The organism is Streptomyces sp. NBC_01241, assembly GCF_041435435.1.
In the GTDB taxonomy this organism is placed as follows: domain Bacteria; phylum Actinomycetota; class Actinomycetes; order Streptomycetales; family Streptomycetaceae; genus Streptomyces.
This window is the reverse complement of the sequence record NZ_CP108494.1, coordinates 518,673-537,039: the sequence shown is the minus strand read 5'-3', so window position 1 is coordinate 537,039 and position 18,367 is coordinate 518,673. Positions and strand designations below refer to the sequence as shown.

The 18,367-nt window shown below is 76.2% G+C and carries 2 protein-coding genes; one reads left to right on the top strand and one right to left on the bottom strand.

What is annotated here, in order from left to right; genetic code table 11:
- Positions 1-10 precede the first annotated feature (10 nt).
- Entirely contained in the window at positions 11-16,678 is a 16,668-nt protein-coding gene (locus OG306_RS01835) for a type I polyketide synthase (RefSeq protein ID WP_371665063.1), read from the bottom strand.
- A gap of 258 nt (positions 16,679-16,936) precedes the next feature.
- On the opposite strand from OG306_RS01835, the gene OG306_RS01830 reads away from it, so the two are divergent.
- Positions 16,937-18,151 carry a cytochrome P450 gene (locus OG306_RS01830; protein WP_327259562.1) on the top strand — a complete coding sequence of 405 codons (1,215 nt, stop codon included), beginning with the start codon at positions 16,937-16,939 and terminating at the stop codon, positions 18,149-18,151.
- The last annotated feature ends 216 nt before the right edge of the window (positions 18,152-18,367 follow it).

Here is an 18,367-nt window from a genome sequence, read left to right as displayed (position 1 = left end):
TCCCGGCGGTTCAGTCGGACTCGTCGAGGATCTGGAACAGCTCCTCGGCGGTCGCCGTTTCGAGGCTGACGGCGTCATCGGGCCGCTGCCGTCCGTCGTTCCACCCGGCGAGCAGCTCCCGCAGCCGGCTGCCGACCGTGGCACGGTCGGCGTCGTCGGGGGACACGGCGGCCAGGACCTCCGCCAGCCGGCCGAGTTCCTCCAGGGCGCGCGCGGACGGGGCCACCGGCTCCGGCAGCAGTTCGGCGCGGAGGTACCGGGCGAGGGCGATCGGTGTGGGGTGGTCGAACACCAGAGTGGCCGGCAGGCGCAGCCCGGTCAGGGCCGCGAGCCGGTTGCGGAGTTCGACGCCGGTGAGGGAGTCGACGCCGGTTTCGAGGAAGCCCCGGTCGGGCCGGACCGCCTCACCACCGGAGTGGCCCAGGACGACGGCGAGTTGGGTGCGGACGAGGTCGAGGACCGCCTTGTGGCCCTCGGCGTCGCCGAGGTCGGCGAGGCGGCGGCGCAGCTCCGCCCCGTCGTCGCCGGTGGCGACGGCGGAGGGGCGGCCGGGCCGGACGAGCTCCCGCAGCAGCGGCGGCGCCGTCTCGGAACGGATGCGCAGCGCACCGGTGTCGAGGAGCATCGGGACGGCGACCGCGGTGGCGGAGCCGAGCGCGGCGTCGAACAGCGCCATGCCGTCCCGCGTGGACATCGGCGTCACACCGAGCCGTTCGACGCGCCGGACGTCGGCGTCGGTGAGCCCGCTGGTCATGCCGCTCGCCTCGGCCCACGGGCCCCACGCCATGGACACCGCCGTCAGCCCGCGGGCCCGGCGGTGGTGGGCGAGGGCGTCCACGAACGCGTTCGCGGCGGCGTAGTTGGCCTGCCCCGCGGCGCCGAACGTCGCCGAGGCCGAGGAGAAGAGCACGAACGCGGACAGCTCCAGGTCCCGGGTCAGATCGTGCAGATGCCACGCGCCGTTCGCCTTGGCGTGCAGCACCCGGTCGAGCCGGGCGTCGTCGAGGCCGGTGACCAGGCCGTCGTCGAGTGCCCCGGCCGCGTGCACCACGATGCGCAGCGGCCGGTCGGCCGGGACGGTCCGCAACAGGTCGGCGACCTCGTCCCGTTCGCCGATGTCGCAGGCCACGACCGTGGCCTCGCAGCCGAGGGCGGCGAGGTCGGCCACGAGGCCGTCCGCACCCGGTGCCTTCGGGCCGCGCCTGCTGGTCAGCACGAGCCGGCGGACGCCGTGTTCGGCGGCCAGATGCCGGGCGAGCGCCGAGCCGATGGTGCCGGTGCCGCCGGTGATCAGCGCCGTGCCACCGGCGTCGAGGGACGTCTCCGCCGGCCGCTCGGCCCGCGCCAGGCGCGGCGCGTACAACCGGCCGGCGCGCACCGCCACCTGCGGTTCCGGGCAGCTCAGTGCCTCGGCGAGCACGTCGGGTGAGACGGGGCCGTCGAGGTCGACCAGGACGAACCGGCCGGGGTGTTCGGCCTGTGCGGAGCGGATCAGCCCCCAGGCCGCGGCTCCCGCGAGATCACCGATGTCCGTGTCCGTGTCAGTGTCGACGTCGGCCGCCACGCCTCCCCGGGTGACGATCACGAGGCGGGCGTCCGCGCGTCGCTCGTCGGCGAGCCACCGGCGCACGAGCCGGAGCGCGTCGCGCGGCACGCCGGCCGGCTCCGCGGACCCGTCCGCTGTGGCCAGGGACGCGAGGACGACGCCCGCACCGGCCTCGTCGCCGAAGCCGGAGCCGTCGGAGCCACCGGAGCCGTCGGTGTCGTCGGCCCGGTGGGCCGGCGCCCCGGCCGCCAGGAGCCCGGCGTGGAGGTCCAGCGGGTCGGGGCCGTACACCGTCCAGGACGGCACGGGGGGCGCCGGGACGCCCCCCACCTCCGCCCAGCCGACCTGGAACAGCGCGTTGCGGGACGGGTGTCCCGCGCCGAAACCGTCCGGCACGGGCCGGGAGACGATCGAGTCCGCCGTGGCGACCGGCGCGCCGTCGGTGCCGGCGACGGTCACACCGATGCCGCCCGTCCCGCCCAGGGTCAGCCGGACCCGCAGGGCCCGCACGCCGTGCTGCAGAAGCCGCACACCGCGCCAGGCGAACGGCAGTTCCGCCCGGACCGGTTCGCTTCCCCCGCCCAGCGACCGCAGCATGCCGATGCCGTGCAGCGCCGCGTCCAGAAGGGCCGGGTGGACGGCGAAGCCGTCGGCCTCCGGGCCGTCCGGGAGAGCGACCTCCGCGTACACCGCTCCGTCACGGTGCCAGGCGGCACGCATGCCCTGGAACGCGGGCCCGTAGCTGTAGCCGAGGGCCGCGAGGTCGTCGTAGAAGCCTCCGAGGTCGATCTCGGCCGCTCCGGCCGGGGGCCACTGCGCCAGACTTTCGGGCTCCGCCGCCACGGGCGCGGCGGGCGCGACGGTGGCGGTGGCGTGCAGCACCCAGTCGCCGTCGGCGTCGCCCAAGTCCGGTGAGCCGTCGTCGGGCCGGGACCAGACGCCCACGGACCGCCGCCCGGTGTCGTCCGGCGGCCGGACGACGGCCTGGACGCGCACGGCGTCCGTGTCGGACAGCACCAGCGGCGTCTCGAGGGTGAGTTCCTCGACGAACGGGCAGCCGGCCCGGCCGCCCGCGGTGACCGCGAGATCGACGAAGGCGGTACCGGGCACCAGGACGGTGCCGAGGACGGCGTGGTCGGCGAGCCACGGGTGGGTCCGGGTCGACATCCGGCCGGTCAGCAGGAGGGTGCCGGTGCCCGCCACCGGAGCGGCGGCGGTGAGCACCGGATGCGCGGTGGCGTCCAGCCCGGCGCCGGACTGGTCCGTCCCGGACACCGTCCCCGGCGAGCTCATCCAGTACCGGTCGGACTGGAACGCGTAGGTGGGCAGATCGACGGCGCGTGCGCCGCGGCCGCCCAGCACCTTGCGCCAGTCGACACGGATGCCGGACACGTGCGCCTGGGCGGCGGAGGCGAGCATACGGGCCGCGTCGCCCTGCCCGGAGCGCAGCGAGGAGACGGGCTGCGGCCACGGGACGCCGTCGTCGCCGATGTCCTCGAGCGTCTCCTGGATGCCCATGGCCTGCAGGGGGTGCGGACCGACCTCGACGAAATGCCGGTAGCCCTGGGCGGCGAGAGAGCGCACGGCGGGCTCGAACCCGACGCAGCGGCGCAGATTGTCGAACCAGTACGCGCCGTCCAGCGTGGCCCCCTCGACCCAGCCGCCGGTCACGCTGGAGAAGAGCGGGACCGCCCCCGTCCGCGGCCGGATGTCCGCCAGCGCCTCCCGCAGAGGGCCGGCGAGCCCGTCCACATGGTGCGAGTGCGACGCGTAGCCGATCCGGACCGGCTTGACGCGGATCTCCTCCATGGCACACGCCGCGGCGAACTCCGCGAGCGCGTCCCGGTCGCCGCTGACGACGTTCGTGCCGGGCGCGTTGCGCACGGCGAGACAGAGGCGGCCCTCCCACGCGGCGAGCCGCTTCTCGATCTCGACGGCCGGCAGCGCCACCGACAGCATGCCGCCGCGGCCGACGACGCTCGCGAGGAGGTCGGCGCGCAGGGCGACCACCTGTGCCGCGTCGTCCAGGGAGAGCGCCCCGGCGACGTACGCGGCGGCGATCTCGCCCTGCGAATGGCCGACCACGGCGTCGGGTTCGACGCCCCAGGAGCGCCACATCGCGGCCAGCGAGACCATCACGGTGAACAGCGAGATCTGGACGACGTCGTCGCGCTCCAGCGAGGCCGCGCCGTCGGCGCCGCGCAGGACGTCGAGCACGGACCAGTCGGTGTGACGGGCGAACGCCTCGTCGCACGCGGCGGCCGTCTCAGCGAACACGGCGTCGGATTCCAGCAGCGGGCCGCCCATACCGGCCCACTGCGACCCCTGGCCGGGGAAGACGAACGCGGTGCGGCCCTCGACGGCCCGGCCGAGGACCGCACCGGCGGGGAGTTCCCCGGCTGCCAGGGCGGCCAAGGCGTCGCGGTCGCCCGGGAGCAGCACCGCACGGTGCTCGAACGCGGTCCGGGTGGTGGCCAGCGACCAGGCGACGTCGCCCGCCTCCGGCGCGGGCCCGCGCCCGAGGTGGTCGTGCAGCCGTCGGGCCTGCTCCCGCAGGGCCCGCTCGCTGCGCCCGGACAGCAGCCACGGCAGCGCGGCCGGTGCCCCGGCGCCGGTGGCGGAGGACGTCGCGTCGGGCGCCTCGCCGGTCGCGTCGTGCGGCGGCGCGGGCTGCGCCTCGCCGGCCGTCGCGCGGGGCGGTGCGTCGGGTGCCTCGTCGCCGTCGTCGTGCGCCGGTGCGAGCGGTGCCTGTTCGAGGACGGCGTGGGCGTTGGTGCCGCTGCCGCCGAAGGAGGACACAGCGGCTCGGCGGATCCGGCCGGTCTCCGGCCAGGGCCGCGCCTCGGTGAGCAGCGCCACCGACCCCTCGGACCAGTCCACGTGCGGGGTGGGCTCGTCGACGTGCAGGGTCGGCGGCAGGACGCTGTGCCGCAGCGCCATCACGGTCTTGATCACTCCGGCGATGCCCGCGGCGCTCTGGGAGTGGCCGATGTTCGACTTGACCGAGCCGAGCCACAGCGGGTTCTCCGCGGAGTGTCCCGGCCCGTAGACGGACAGCAGGGCCTGGGCCTCGATGGGGTCGCCGAGCGGGGTGCCGGTGCCGTGCGCCTCCACGAGGTCGACGTCGCCGGCGTCCAGCCGGGCGCCGGCGAGGGCGGCGGCGATGACGCGGCGCTGGGAGGGGCCGTTGGGCGCGGTCAGTCCATTGCTGGCGCCGTCCTGGTTGACGGCGGAACCGGCGACCACGGCCAGGATGTTCCGGCCTTCGGCCAGGGCGGTGCTGAGGCGCTGCACGGCGACGACTCCGACGCCCTCGCTCCAGCCGGTGCCGTCGGCCGCGGCGGCGAACGGCTTGCAGCGGCCGTCGGGCGCCAGGCCGCGCTGGCGGCTGAACTCGGTGAAGGACACCGGCGTGGGCAGGACGGTGACACCGCCGGCCAGGGCCAGGTCGCACTCGCCCTGCCGGAGCGACTGGCAGGCGAGGTGCAGCGCGACCAGTGACGAGGAGCAGGCGGTGTCGACGGTGACGGCCGGGCCCTCCAGGCCGAGGCTGTAGGACAGGCGCCCGGACACCGCGGCCGTTCCCGTTCCGGCGAGGAAGAATCCTTCGGCGGCGCCGAGCGCGTCGGCGTCGCCCAGCCCGTAGCCCTGGAACGAGGTGCCGACGAACACGCCGGTGCGGCTGCCGGTCAGCCCCGCAGGGTCGACGCGGGTGCGCTCCAGCGCCTCCCAGGCGGTCTCCAGCAGCACCCGCTGCTGCGGGTCCATCGCCATCGCCTCGCGGGGGCTGATGCCGAAGAACTCGGCGTCGAAGTCGCCCGCGCCGTCCAGGAAGCCGCCCTCGCGGACGTACGAACTGCCGGGCCGCGACAAGTCGGGGTCGTAGAGGGCGTCGAGGTCCCAGCCCCGGTCGTCGGGGAACGGGGTGATCGCGTCCCGGCCGTGGACGACGAGGTCCCACAGGTCCTCCGGCGAGCGCACCCCGCCGGGGAACCGGCAGCCCATGCCGACGATGGCGACGGGCTCGTCGGCGGACCCGGCCGCGGCCCCCGCCTCCGCCGCGGTACCGGCCGCGGGCGTACCGGCGGGCGCGGACGCGCCGAGCAGTTCGTCGGCGAGGAAGCCCGCCAGCGCGTTCGGCGTCGGATGGTCGAAGGCGATGGTGGTGGGCAGCCGCAGGCCGGTCGCGGCGCGCAGCCGGTTGCGGATGTCGACGGCGGTCAGGGAGTCGAACCCGAGCTCCCGGAAGGCGCGGCCCGGTTCGATGTCGGCCGGACCCGTGTGGCCCAGCGCGGCGGCGGCCTCGGTGCGCACCAGGGTCAGCAGGAACGGCCGGCGTTCGCCCGCGGGCAGCGCGGCGAGCTGACGGCCGAGACCGGAGCCCGCCTCGTCGCCGCCGGAGCCGTCGCCGCCGTCGGCGACGGCCAGGGCCCGCGCCGCTTCCGGGATCTCGCCGATCAGCGGACGGGGACGGGCCGCGGTGTAGCCGGGGACGAAGCGGGCCCAGTCCATGTCGGTGACGGTGAGCAGCGTCTCGTCGTGGGTGAGGGCCTGTCCGAGGGCGACGAGGGCGAGCTGAGGCGGCATCAGCCGCAGACCGCGCCGTCCGAGGAGCTCGATCGCCTCGGCGTCCGCCATACCGCCGCCGTCCCAGCCGCCCCACGATACCGACGTGGCCGTCCGGCCCTGCCGGCGGCGCCGCAGCGCCAGCGCGTCGAGATGGGCGTTGGCGGCCGCGTAGGCCGCCTGGCCGGCGCCGCCCCAGACGGCGGCGCCCGACGAGAAGAGGACGAACGCGTCGAGGCCGTCGCCGAGGAGTTCGTCGAGATGACGCGCGCCGTCGGCCTTCGCGGCGATCACCTGGGCGACCTCTTCGGCCGTGGTGTCCAGGACGGACGCGGACCGGGTCACCCCGGCGGCGTGGACGACGGTGGTCACGGGCGGGCCGTCGTCGAGCCCCGCGAGCAGCGCCCGCAGCGCCTCGCGGTCGCCGACGTCGCAGGCCTCGATCAGCACCTCGGTGCCGGCCGCCGTCAGTTCCGCGGCCAGCTCCGCGGCGCCCGGCGCCTGCGGTCCGCTGCGGCTGGTCAGGACGATACGGGGCGCGCCCAGCCCGGCCAGCCAGCGGGCGACGTGCGCGCCGAGAGCGCCGGTGCCGCCGGTGACCAGCGCGGTGCCGGTCGGCCGCCACGGTTCGGTGCGGGGAGCGTGGCCCAGCGGCGCGCGCACCAGGCGGCGGGTGAAGACCCCGGCGGGGCGTACGGCGACCTGGTCCTCGCCGTTCTCACCGGCCAGGACCTCGGCCAGACGGTCGGCGGCCCGGTCGTCGAGCTCGGCCGGCAGGTCCACCAGACCGCCCCAGCGGGCGGGCAGTTCCAGCCCGGCGGCCAGCCCGAGGCCCCACAGCCCCGACTGGGCCGGGTCCGGCGCCGGGTCGGCCTCGCCGACGCACACCGCGCCGCGGGTCGCCGCCCACAGGGGCGCGGCCACGCCGAGGTCCTCGGCCGCCCGGACCAGCGCGAGCGTGGTGGCGACACCGTTCGCCACGCCACCGGGGCCGGGGCGGGTGTCGAGGCCGAGCAGGGACAGCAGCCCGGCGACACGGGCGCCCGCCGGGCCGGGGCCCGCGCCGTCGGCGGCCCGGGCCACGGCGTCCGCGAGGCCGGCGGCCAGACCCTCGCCGTACGGGTCGTCGTCGGAGACGGTCACTGTCAGGACCTGGGTGACGCCCCGTTCGGCGAGCGCCCCGGAGATCCGGCCCACGACACCGCCGGGGTCGTGGGCCGGGGCGACGAGGAGCCAGACGCCCGACAGCACCGGCCGCGGAAGCCGGGTGGTGCGCCGCCACCGGATCCGGTAGCGCCAGCGGTCCACGGTGGACCGGTCACCGCGCTCGGCACGCCACGCCGACAGGACGGGCAGCACGGACGCGGCGCCCTCCAGCAGCTCGCGCCGCTGCGGGTCGGACACGTCGAGCGCGTCGGCGAGCGCCAGCGGATCGCCGCCCGCGACCGCGTCCCAGAACGCCTCGTCGGCCGGGTCGGCGACGCCGGGACCCGCCGTCGCCACGGCCGGCGCGGCGGGCTCCAGCCAGAACCGCCGCCGCTGGAACGGGTATCCGGGCAGCTCGGGGAGGGCGGCCGAGGCGCCCGGCGCGGGCAGGACGGCGTCCCAGTCGAGGGCGAGGCCCCGGGCGAACGCGGTCGCCACCGCCTCCCGGAAGCGGCCCGGACCGCCGTTGTCGCGGCGCAGCGTCGTGACGACGACCGTGTCGTCGGCGCCCTCGGCGTCGGCGACGTCCTCGACGTTCGCGGTCAGCGACGGATACGGGCTGGGCTCGACGAAGGCGCGGAAGCCGTCGCGCAGCATGGCGGCGACGGCCGGGGCGAATCGCACCGGCAGCCGCATGTTCCGGTACCAGTGCTCCGCGTCCAGGGCGGCGCCGTCGACCGGGCCGCCGTCGACGGCCGAGTAGAGCGGGACGGCCGCGGCCCGCGGGGCGATCCCGTCGAACGCGGCGAGCGCCTCGTCGCGGAGCCGTTCGACCTCGGGGGAGTGGGCGGCGCCGGTGATCGGCATCCGGCGGGCGGCGATCCCGTCGGCGGCCAGCGCCGCGGCGAGCTCCCCGACCGCCTCGAGGTCGCCCGACACCACGGTGGCCCGGGGGCCGTTGACGGCGGCGAGGTGCAGCCGGCCCGGCCACCGAGCGATCCGCTCGGCGAGTTCACCGGCGGGCAGGGTCACCGTCAGCATCGCGCCGGCGCTGTCCAGGGAGGCGAGCAGCCGGCTGCGGGCCACGACGATCCGCGCCGCGTCCGGCAGGGTCAGGGCCCCCGCGGCGCAGGCCGCCGCGATCTCGCCCTGCGAATGCCCGACCACGGCCTCCGGCACGATGCCGTGCGCCCGCCACAGCGCGGTCAGGGACATCATCATCGCGAACAGGGCCGGCTGGACGACGTCCAGCCGCTCCAGCGACGGGGCCCCCTCGACGCCCCGCAGGACGTCCTCGGCCGACCAGCCGGCGTGCTCCGCGATCGCCGCCGAGCACTCGCTCAGCGCGTCACGGAACACCGGTGCGGTACGCAGCAGTTCCGAGGCCATCCCCGGCCACTGCGAGCCCTGCCCGGGGAAGACGAACGCGACCGGGCCGTCCGGTCCCGCCTCGTCCCTGACGAGGCCCCGGACACCGCGGCCCGCGGCCAGGGCATCCAACTGGTCGAGGTAGCGCGCCGGATCGGGTCCGAGCAGGACGGCGCGGTGGCGGAACGCGGTCCGGCCGGTGGCCAGGGCACGGGCCACCTCCGGGACGGACTCCGGGGCGGCGAGGCCGGGCCGCTCGACGAGCCGTTCGCGCAGCCGCGCCGCCTGGGCGCGCAGCGCCGGTTCCGTCCGGCCGGACAGCACCCACGGCACCGGCGATTCGGCGACCACGGGCGCGGCGGCCGGAGCGTCGGCCGTCCGGGGCGCCGGCTCGGCCGGAGCCTCCTCCAGGACGACGTGGGCGTTGGTGCCGCTCATGCCGAACGACGACACACCGGCCCGGCGCACGACGCCGTCGCGCGGCCACGGCACCGGCTCGGTGAGCAGCCGCATCGCCCCGGACGACCAGTCGACGTGCGGCGTCGCCTCCGCGGCGTGCAGCGTCGCCGGGAGCACCTCGTGGCGCAGGGCCTGCACCATCTTGATGACGCCGGCGACCCCGGCGGCGCACTGGGAGTGGCCGATGTTGGACTTCACGGAGCCGACCCACAGCGGGCGCCCGGCGGGCCGCTCCTGCCCGTACACGGCAAGCAGGGCCCCGCCCTCGATCGGGTCGCCGAGCGCGGTTCCGGTGCCGTGCGCCTCGACGGCGTCGACCTCGTGGGGCTCCAGGCCGGCACTGCGCAGCGCCCGGCGGATGACCCGCTGCTGGGCCGGACCGCTCGGTGCGGTCAGGCCGTTGCTGGCGCCGTCGTGGTTGACCGCGGAGCCGCGCAGCACCGCCAGCACACGGTGGCCGTTGCGCCGGGCGTCGGAGAGCCGCTCGGTCAGGAGCATCCCGGCGCCCTCGCTCCAGCCGGTGCCGTCGGCGTCGGCGGAGAACACCTTGCACCGGCCGTCGGCGGCCAGCGCGCCGCCCTGGCTGCCGTCCGTGAACATGCTCGGCGTGGTCATGACGGTGACACCGCCGACCAGGGCCATCGAGCACTCACCGCGGCGCAGCGCCTCGGCGGCCATGTGCATGGCCACCAGCGAGGACGAACAGGCGGTGTCGACCGTGAGGGTGGGGCCCTCCAGGCCGAGCACGTAGGAGACCCGGCCGGAGGCGACGCTCGTCGACGTGCCCAGCAGCAGATGCGCGCCCGTCCCCTCGGGGATGTCCAGCGGGCCCGTGCCGTAGCCGGTCGACGCCGCGCCCACGAAGACACCGGTGGGGCTGCCGGCGAGCGAGCCGGGGGCGATCCCGGCGTGCTCGACCGCCTCCCAGGCGGTCTCCAGCAGCAGCCGCTGCTGCGGGTCCATGGCGAGGGCCTCACGCGGGCCGATGCCGAAGAACTCGGCGTCGAAGTCCGCCATGCCGTCGACGAACCCGCCCTCGAAGGTCCGGCTGAGACCGGCCCCGGCGCTGTCGGCCGCGTAGACGGAGTCGAGCCGCCAGCCGCGGTCGTCGGGGAACGGAGCGATGGCGTCGACGCCCTCGCTGACGATCCGCCACAACGCGTCGGGGGTGTCGGCGGAGCCGGGCAGCCGGCAGCTCATCCCGATGATCGCGATCGGATCGTTGGCCGGCGCGGGCGCGTCCGCCGTCCCGGGGACGTCGGCCGTCTCCTCGCGGTCGCCCACCACGGCCCGGCCGAGCATCGCTGCCAGCAGGCGGGGCGTCGGGTGGTCGAAGACCAGGGTGGCCGGCAGCCGCAGCCCGGTGGCCGCGGCCAGCCGGTTGCGGAGTTCGACGGCCGTCAGCGAGTCGAAGCCGAGTTCCTTGAACGCCCGCCCCTCCTCGACCGCCCGCGGGCCGGAGAAGCCGAGGACCGCGGCGGCGGCCGAACGGACCAGGTCGAGCAGGAACCGGGCACGGTCCTGCGGGGCGAGCGCGGCGAGCCGGTCGGCCCAGGCGCCGCGCTCCACCGGCGCGGCATCGCCGACCGTGCGCCGGGCACCGGGACGGACCAGACCGGTCAGCATCGGCGGCAGCGAACCGGCGGCGGTCAGGGCCGCGGTGTCCAGCCCGGTCGCCACCAGGGCCGCGTGCGGCGCGGCCAGCGCGGTGTCGAGGAGGGCGAGTCCGTGGCCGGCGGCCAGCAGCGGGAAGCCGGAGCGGGCGACGCGGTCGCGGTCCACCCGGGTGAGCCGGGCGGCCATGCCGGCGGTGCCGTCCCAGGCGCCCCAGGCCAGCGACAGCGCGGGCAGACCGGCGGCGTGCCGGTGCTGGGCCAGGGCGTCGAGGAAGGCGTTGGCCGCGGCGTAGTTGCCCTGACCGGGAGCGCCGAGGGTCCCGGCGACCGAGGAGAACAGCACGAAGGCCGCCAGGTCATGACGACGGGTCAGTTCGTGCAGATGGAACGCGGCGTCCGCCTTGGGCCCCAGCACGGTGTCCAGCCGCTCCGGCGTCAGCGCCCCGACGGTCCCGTCGTCGAGCACACCAGCGGTGTGGAACACACCGGTCAGCGGACGGCCGGCCGGTATCGCGCCGAGCACGGCGCCGAGCGCGTCGCGGTCGGCCACGTCGCAGGCCACGATCTCGACGTCGGCGCCCAGCTCGGCCAGTTCGGCGGCCAGTTCCCCCGCGCCCGGCGCGTCCGGACCGCTCCGGCTGAGCAGCACGAGACGGCGCACACCGTGGGCGGTGACGAGATGCCGGGCCAGCAGTGCGCCCAGACCGCCGGTGCCCCCGGTGACCAGGACGGTGCCGTCGGGGTCGAGCGCCCGCGGGACGGTGAGGACCACCTTGCCGATGTGCCGGGCCTGGCTGACGTGACGGAACGCGTCCGGCGCCTGCCGCAGGGCGAACGCCCGCACCGGCGGCAGCCGCAGCGCCCCGGTCCGCAACAACTCCAGCAGCTCGGCCAGGATCTCCCTGATACGCGCGGGGCCCGCCTCCACCAGGTCGAACGCCCGGTAGCGGACGCCCGGATGAGCGGCGGCGACCTCGTCGGCGTCCCGGATGTCGTTCTTGCCCATCTCGACGAACCTGCCGCCACGCGGCAGGAGCCGCAGCGAGGCGTCGACGAACTCGCCCGCGAGCGCGTCGAGGACGACGTCCACCCCGCGCCCGGAGGTGACGGCGGCGAAGCTGTCCTCGAAACCGAGGTCCCGGGACGAGGCGATGTGGTCGTCGGGGACACCCATGGCCCGTACCGCGTCCCACTTGCCCGGGGAGGCGGTGGCGAACACCTCGGCGCCGAGGTGCCGGGCGAGCTGGACGGCGGCGGTGCCCACACCGCCCGCGGCGGCGTGCACCAGGACCGCCTCGCCGGCTTTCAGCCCGCCCAGGTCGACCAGACCGTAGTAGGCGGTGGCGTAGGCGATCGGCACCGCGGCCGCCTCCGCGAACGTCATGTCCGCGGGCATCGGTGCCAGCAGCCGGTGATCGGTCACCGCGACCGGCCCGAACGCGCCGGTGCACACACCCATGACCCGGTCGCCGGGCGCCAGGCCCGAGACCTCCGGCCCCGTCTCCAGGACGACGCCCGCGGCCTCGCCGCCGAGCTCCACCTCGCCCGGGTACATGCCCAGCGCGTACAGCACGTCGCGGAAGTTCAGCCCCGCGGCCCGCACGGCGAAACGCACCTGTCCCGGACCGAGCGGCTCCGCCGGCTCCGCGGGCGCGAGCCAGAGTCCGTCCAGGGTGCCGGGCTCCCGCGTGGCGAGCCGCCACGACGCCGCCGCCGGCACGGGCAGACCGGACGGATGCGCGGCCCGCACCAGCCGGGCGGCGAAGGCCGCCCCCGCCCGCACGGCGATCTGCGGCTCGCCCGCCTCCACCGCGGCCGTGACGGCCTGCCAGGGCACACCGTCGCCGTCGGTGTCCACCAGCACGAAGCGGCCGGGTTCCTCGGACTGCGCGGCCCGCACCAGACCCCACACCGCGGCGGCGGCCGGATCGGGGGCCCGGTCGCCGGGGGCGGCGAACACCGCGTCGCGGGTGAGGACGACCAGCCGCGCATCGGCGCACCGCTCGTCGGCCAGCCACTGCTGGAGCGCGTCCAGCACCCGCCCGGTCAGCGCCCGCGCCCGGGCCGGCCCGGCGGCGGCATCCGCCGCCGGGCCGTCGGCGCGCAGCACCACGGTCCGCGGCAGCGGGCCGTCGGGGAGCAGCGGGGCCGGCCCGAAGGCGTCCACGGCCACGCCGGACGGCGCCGTACCGGGGGCCCGGCCGGCGGCGAGCGGGGTCCATTCGAGACGGCAGAGACCGTCCGCCTCGTCGGCGGCCCCGGGCGGCGCTGCCACGGGGCGGACGACCAGCCGGTCGACCGAGAGGACCGGCTCGCCGTCGTGGTCCGCGGCCGCGACGGCGACGCCGCCGCCGTCGAGCGGTGTCAGCCGGACCCGCAGCGCCGCGGCGCCGGACGCCCGCAGAGTGACGCCCGTGAAGGAGAACGGGATCCCCGCCGTGCCCGGAGCGGACGGGCCGGCTCCGGCCGCGGCCTGGAGAGCGGCGTCGAGCAGCGCCGGATGGATGCCGTAGGCACGCGCCCGGGGTTCCTCGGACTCCGCGAGGGACACCTCGGCGAACACCTCGCCGCCGAGCCGCCACAGGCTCCGGACGCCGCGGAAGGCCGGGCCGTACTCCAGTCCGGCGGCCTCCAGCAGCTCGTACACGCCCTCCACCGGCACGTCCTCGCCGGCCGGCGGCCACTGCCGCGCCCAGTCGCCGTCCGGGCCCCGGCCCGCGGGCGGCTCCGGGGCCAGGACACCGCTCGCATGCCGGGTCCAGGGGCGCTCGGGCCACCCCTCGTCCGCGGGGGCGCCGGGCCGCGCGTACACGGTCACGTCCCGCCGCCCGGCCCCGTCGGCGGCGCCGACCGCGACCTGCACCTGCACGCCGCCCCGCTCGGGCAGCACCAGCGGCGTCTCGAGCACCAGCTCCTCGACGCCGCCGCAACCGGCCTGGTCGCCCGCGCGGACCGCGAGTTCCACGAACGCGGTGCCCGGCAGCACGGTGTGCCCCAGGACCACGTGGTCGGCCGACCACTGCGGCCGGCCGGGCGAGAGCCACCCGAAGAACAGCAGTTCGTCGCCGTCGGCGACGGAGACACCGGCGCCCAGCAGCGGGTGCCGGGTGGCGCCGAGCCCGGCCGCCGTCACGTCGCCGGGCGCCCACGACAGCCGCGGCCAGTAGTGCTCCGTCTCGAAGGCATAGGTGGGCAGCGCCACCGGTAGGCCGGTCACACCGGGGAGCACGGCCGTCCAGTCGGGGGTCACACCGTACGCGTGCAGCTCGGCCAGGGCCGCTGTCGCGGCGGCCGGCTCGCCGAGGGAACGCCGCAACGCCGCCACCACGACGGCGGGTTCGTCACGGTGCGCGAGCGACTCGCCGGCCATGGCGGCGAGGACACCGTCCGGTCCGAGTTCGAGGTACCGGTCCACACCGTGCCCGTCGAGCCAGGCGACACCGTCCCCGAACCGCACCGCCTCACGGACCTGGCGGACCCAGTGGTCGGGGTCGGCGAGCTCCTCGGCCCCGGCCACCGTGCCGGTGACGTTGGAGACGACCGGGACGGTGGGGGACCCGTACGTCAGCCCGGCGGCGATCGCGCGGAACTCGTCGAGCATCGGGTCCATATGGGCGGAGTGGAAGGCGTGGGACACCCGCAGGGGCCGGGTCCGCACCCCCTGCTCCGCCCAGTGGGCGGCCAGCCGGACGACGGCGTCGCGGTCGCCGGAGACGACCACGTCGGCCGGCCCGTTGACGGCGGCGACGACGACGGCCCCGGGGGCGTGCGCGGCGAGCGTCGCACGGACCTCGTCCTCGCCGGCCCGGACCGCGAGCATCGCGCCGTCCCCGGCCATCCGCTGCATGAGCCGGCCCCGGGCGGCGACGAGCGCACAGGCGTCCGGCAGCGACCACACCCCGGCCACATGGGCCGCGGCGAGTTCACCGACGGAGTGGCCCAGCAGGTAGTCGGGGGCGACACCCCAGTGCGTGAACAGCCGGTGGAGCGCGACCTCGATCGCGAACAGCCCCGGCTGGGCGTACTCGGTGCGGTCCAGCAGCCCGGCCGCGGACGAATCCGGCTCCGCGAACAGCACCTCGCGCAACGGGCGTTCCAGGTGCGGGTCCATCGCCGCGCACACCTCGTCCAGCGCCCGCGCGAACACCGGCTCCACGGCGTACAGTTCGCGGCCCATACCGGCCCGCTGCGCACCCTGACCGGTGAACAGCATCGCGAGCTTCCCCGCCGGACGGCTCCCGCGGGCCACCCCGTACCGCACCCGGGGGCTCTGGGCGCCCTGTTCGACGGCGGCCAGGGCGTCGAGCAGCTCCTCGCGGCCGCCCGCGGTCACCACGGCCCGGTGCGGCAGCGCCGCGCGGGTCGTCGCCAGGGCGTGGGCGAGGCCGGTGAGATCGAGCCCGGGGTCGGACGCCACCCGCGCCCGCAGCCGGGCGGCCTGCCCGGGCAGCGCGGACGCCGACCTCGCGCTCACCGGGAACGGCAGCGGCACACCGGCCGGCCGGCGCGCCGCCGGGGCCGCGTCCTGCTCCGGCCGGGGCTCCGCCGGGGGTGCCTGCTCCAGGATCAGATGGGCGTTGGTGCCGCTCAGCCCGAACGAGGAGACGCCCGCCCGGCGCGGTTCGCCGGTCTCCGGCCAGTCGCGGGCCTCGGTGAGCAGCCGGGCGGAGCCGGCGCTCCAGTCGACGTGCCCGGTGGGCTCGTCGACGTGCAGGGTCCGCGGCAGGACGCCGTGACGCAGCGCCTGCACCATCTTGATCACCGACGCGACGCCGGCGGCGGCCTGCGTGTGGCCGATGTTGGACTTGACCGAGCCGATCCACAACGGCCGGCCCGCGGACCGGTCCTGACCGTACGCCGCGATCAGCGACTGGGCCTCGATCGGATCGCCGAGGTTCGTGCCGGTGCCGTGCGCCTCCACGGCGTCGACCTGACCGGGCGCCAGACGGGCGTCCGCCAGGGCCTGCAGCGTCACCCGCTGCTGCGAGGGCCCGTTGGGCGCGGTCAGCCCGTTGGACGCGCCGTCCTGGTTCACCGCCGAACCGCGCACCACCGCGAGCACCGGGTGGTTCAGCCGGAGCGCGTCGGACAGCCGCTCCACCACCAGGACACCGACACCCTCGGACCAGCCGGTGCCGTCGGCCGCCGCCGCGAAGGACTTGCACCGGCCGTCGGCGGCCAACCCGCCCTGCCGGCTGAACTCGGAGAACACACCGGGCGTCGCCATCACGGTCACACCGCCGGCGAGCGCCAGGGTGCTCTCGCCCCGCCGCAGCGACTGGCACGCCAGGTGCAGGGCGACGAGCGACGACGAGCAGGCGGTGTCCACGGTGACCGCGGGACCCTCCAGGCCCAGGGAGTAGGCCACCCGGCCGGAGATCACGGCGGTCGCGCCACCGGTCAGCAGATAGCCCTGGTTGTCCTGTTCGGCGCCGGCCAGCAGCGAGGTGTAGTGCTGGTCGTTGGCACCGACGAACACACCGGTGCGGCTGCCGCGCAGCGACGACGGATCGATACCCGCGGCCTCCACGGCCTCCCAGGACGTCTGCAGCAGCAGACGCTGCTGCGGGTCCATGGCGAGGGCCTCACGCGGCGAGATGTCGAAGAACCCCGCGTCGAACCGGGTGGCGTCACCGACGAATCCGCCCTCTCGGACGAAGCCGCCGCCGTCGCGGCCGTCGTCGTGACCGCCTTCGCCGGCGGAGCCGGTGTCCTGGCCGCGGCCGTCCTCGCCGAGCAGTCCGGACTGCTGCCAGCCGCGGTCCTCGGGGAACGGGCCGACGGCGTCGGCACCCGCCGACACGAGCCGCCACAGCTCTTCCGGCGTGGACACCCCGCCGGGAAAACGGCAGCCCATGCCGACGACGGCGATCGGCTCCCGATTTCCTTTCTCGGCCTCGCGCAACCGCTGCCTGGTCCGGTGCAGATCCGTGGTGACCAGTTTCAGATACTCGCGCAGCGTTCCGTCGTCCACCATCTGAAGGAAACCCCATTTCCGTGGGCGACGCAGCGGCCGGCTGTCGCTTACCCGGGGCCCCGTGAGTTAGACCCCTGTGCGGGGGAGGCTAGCCACCCGAGCATGCGGGGACCAACCCCTGCCTGCTGGTCAGGACCCCATCGAGCGGTAAGGGGGGACATGCGCACAGAACTCTAGGGGGGACTTGTAGGGGTTGACGCCCCCCGTCTTCCCCATACGCTTCTTCCGCTGCTACCGATCGGATTGGCTGGGCGACAAGTGGACAATCCCCGAGGTCTTTTCGACCTGACCGACCCGGCCCTCATGAACGACCGGTACGCCTATTATCGAAGGCTGCGGGAAAAAGAGCCGATCCATCATTCACCGCACGGTTTCTGGACACTCGCCCGCTATGCCGACGTCGACGCCTTCCTGCGCGCTCCGCAGACATCGGCGGCCACTCCCCAGGACCCCCTGTTCGTCGCCCTGCGAGGCGGCCGGGACGCCCCCGCGATGCGCAGCATGCAGCGGTGGATGGTGGTCAAGGACGGCGCCGAGCACCGGCGGCTGCGCCGCCTGGTGGCCCGGGCACTCACCCCCAACGCCGTCGAGCGGCTGCGCCCGGAGATCCACCGGATCGTCAGCGGCCTGATCGACGACATGGGCGAGGGCGAGATCGACCTGATCGGCGGGCTCGCCACACCGCTGCCGATCGCCGTCGTCTGCGGGCTGCTCGGCATCCCGGTCGAGGACGCCCAGCGCTGCCTGGAGTGGACGAACGCCATCGCCAACATCGTCGACCCCCTCATCACCCCCCAGATGCGCATCGCGATGAACCGGGCCGAACCCCAGTTCAGCGCCTACGTCCGGGAACAGATGGAGCTCCGGCGCAGCCACCCCGGCGACGACGTCCTCTCCCTGCTGATGCGGAAGGACGCCGACGGCGACGGGCTGCGCGACGAGGACGTCATTGCCCAGGTGCTGCTGCTGTTCAACGCCGGCCACGAGACCACGGTCAACGTCATCGGGAACGCGCTCCACGCGCTGCTCACGCACCCGGACCAGTTGCGCATCCTGCGGGAGCACCCCGAACTCATCGAGCCCGCCTTCGAGGAACTCGCCCGCTTCAACGCCACGGTGCAGATCATCGCTCGGCAGCTCAGCGGCGACCTGGTCCTCGACGGCACCGTCATCCCCGCGGGCTCCTCGGTACTGGGCATCACCGGGTCCGCGCACCGCGACCCGGCCAGGTTCGAGGACCCGGACCGGCTGGACGTGCGTCGTACCGGGGTGCGGTCGCTCGCCTTCGGCTCGGGCCCGCACGCCTGCATAGCCGCCATGCTGGGCAAGGCGGAGGTCTCCATCGCCCTCACCGAACTCCTGCGGCGGTACGAGACCATCGAGTTCGCCACGGACGACCTCCAGTGGCACACCCGCTTCAGCTTCGTCCTCGGACTCAGGAGCCTCCCGCTGCGGGTCACGTACCGCCGCTAGACGGCCGGTCCGCCCCGCGCGTCCCCGATGCGGATGCGGATGCCGATGCACGGCCCGGCACCGTCCGTCTCCTCCGCGTCCGGCCCACTGCTGCCGCACGGCCCGCGACGACCGGCCCGTCGCCGCCGCGCGGTCCGCGTGGACCCGCCACCGCCGTCGCGCGGTGGCCGATGCCCGGCCGGCCGGCGGCGGGCCGGGGCCCACCGCCGGCCTCGC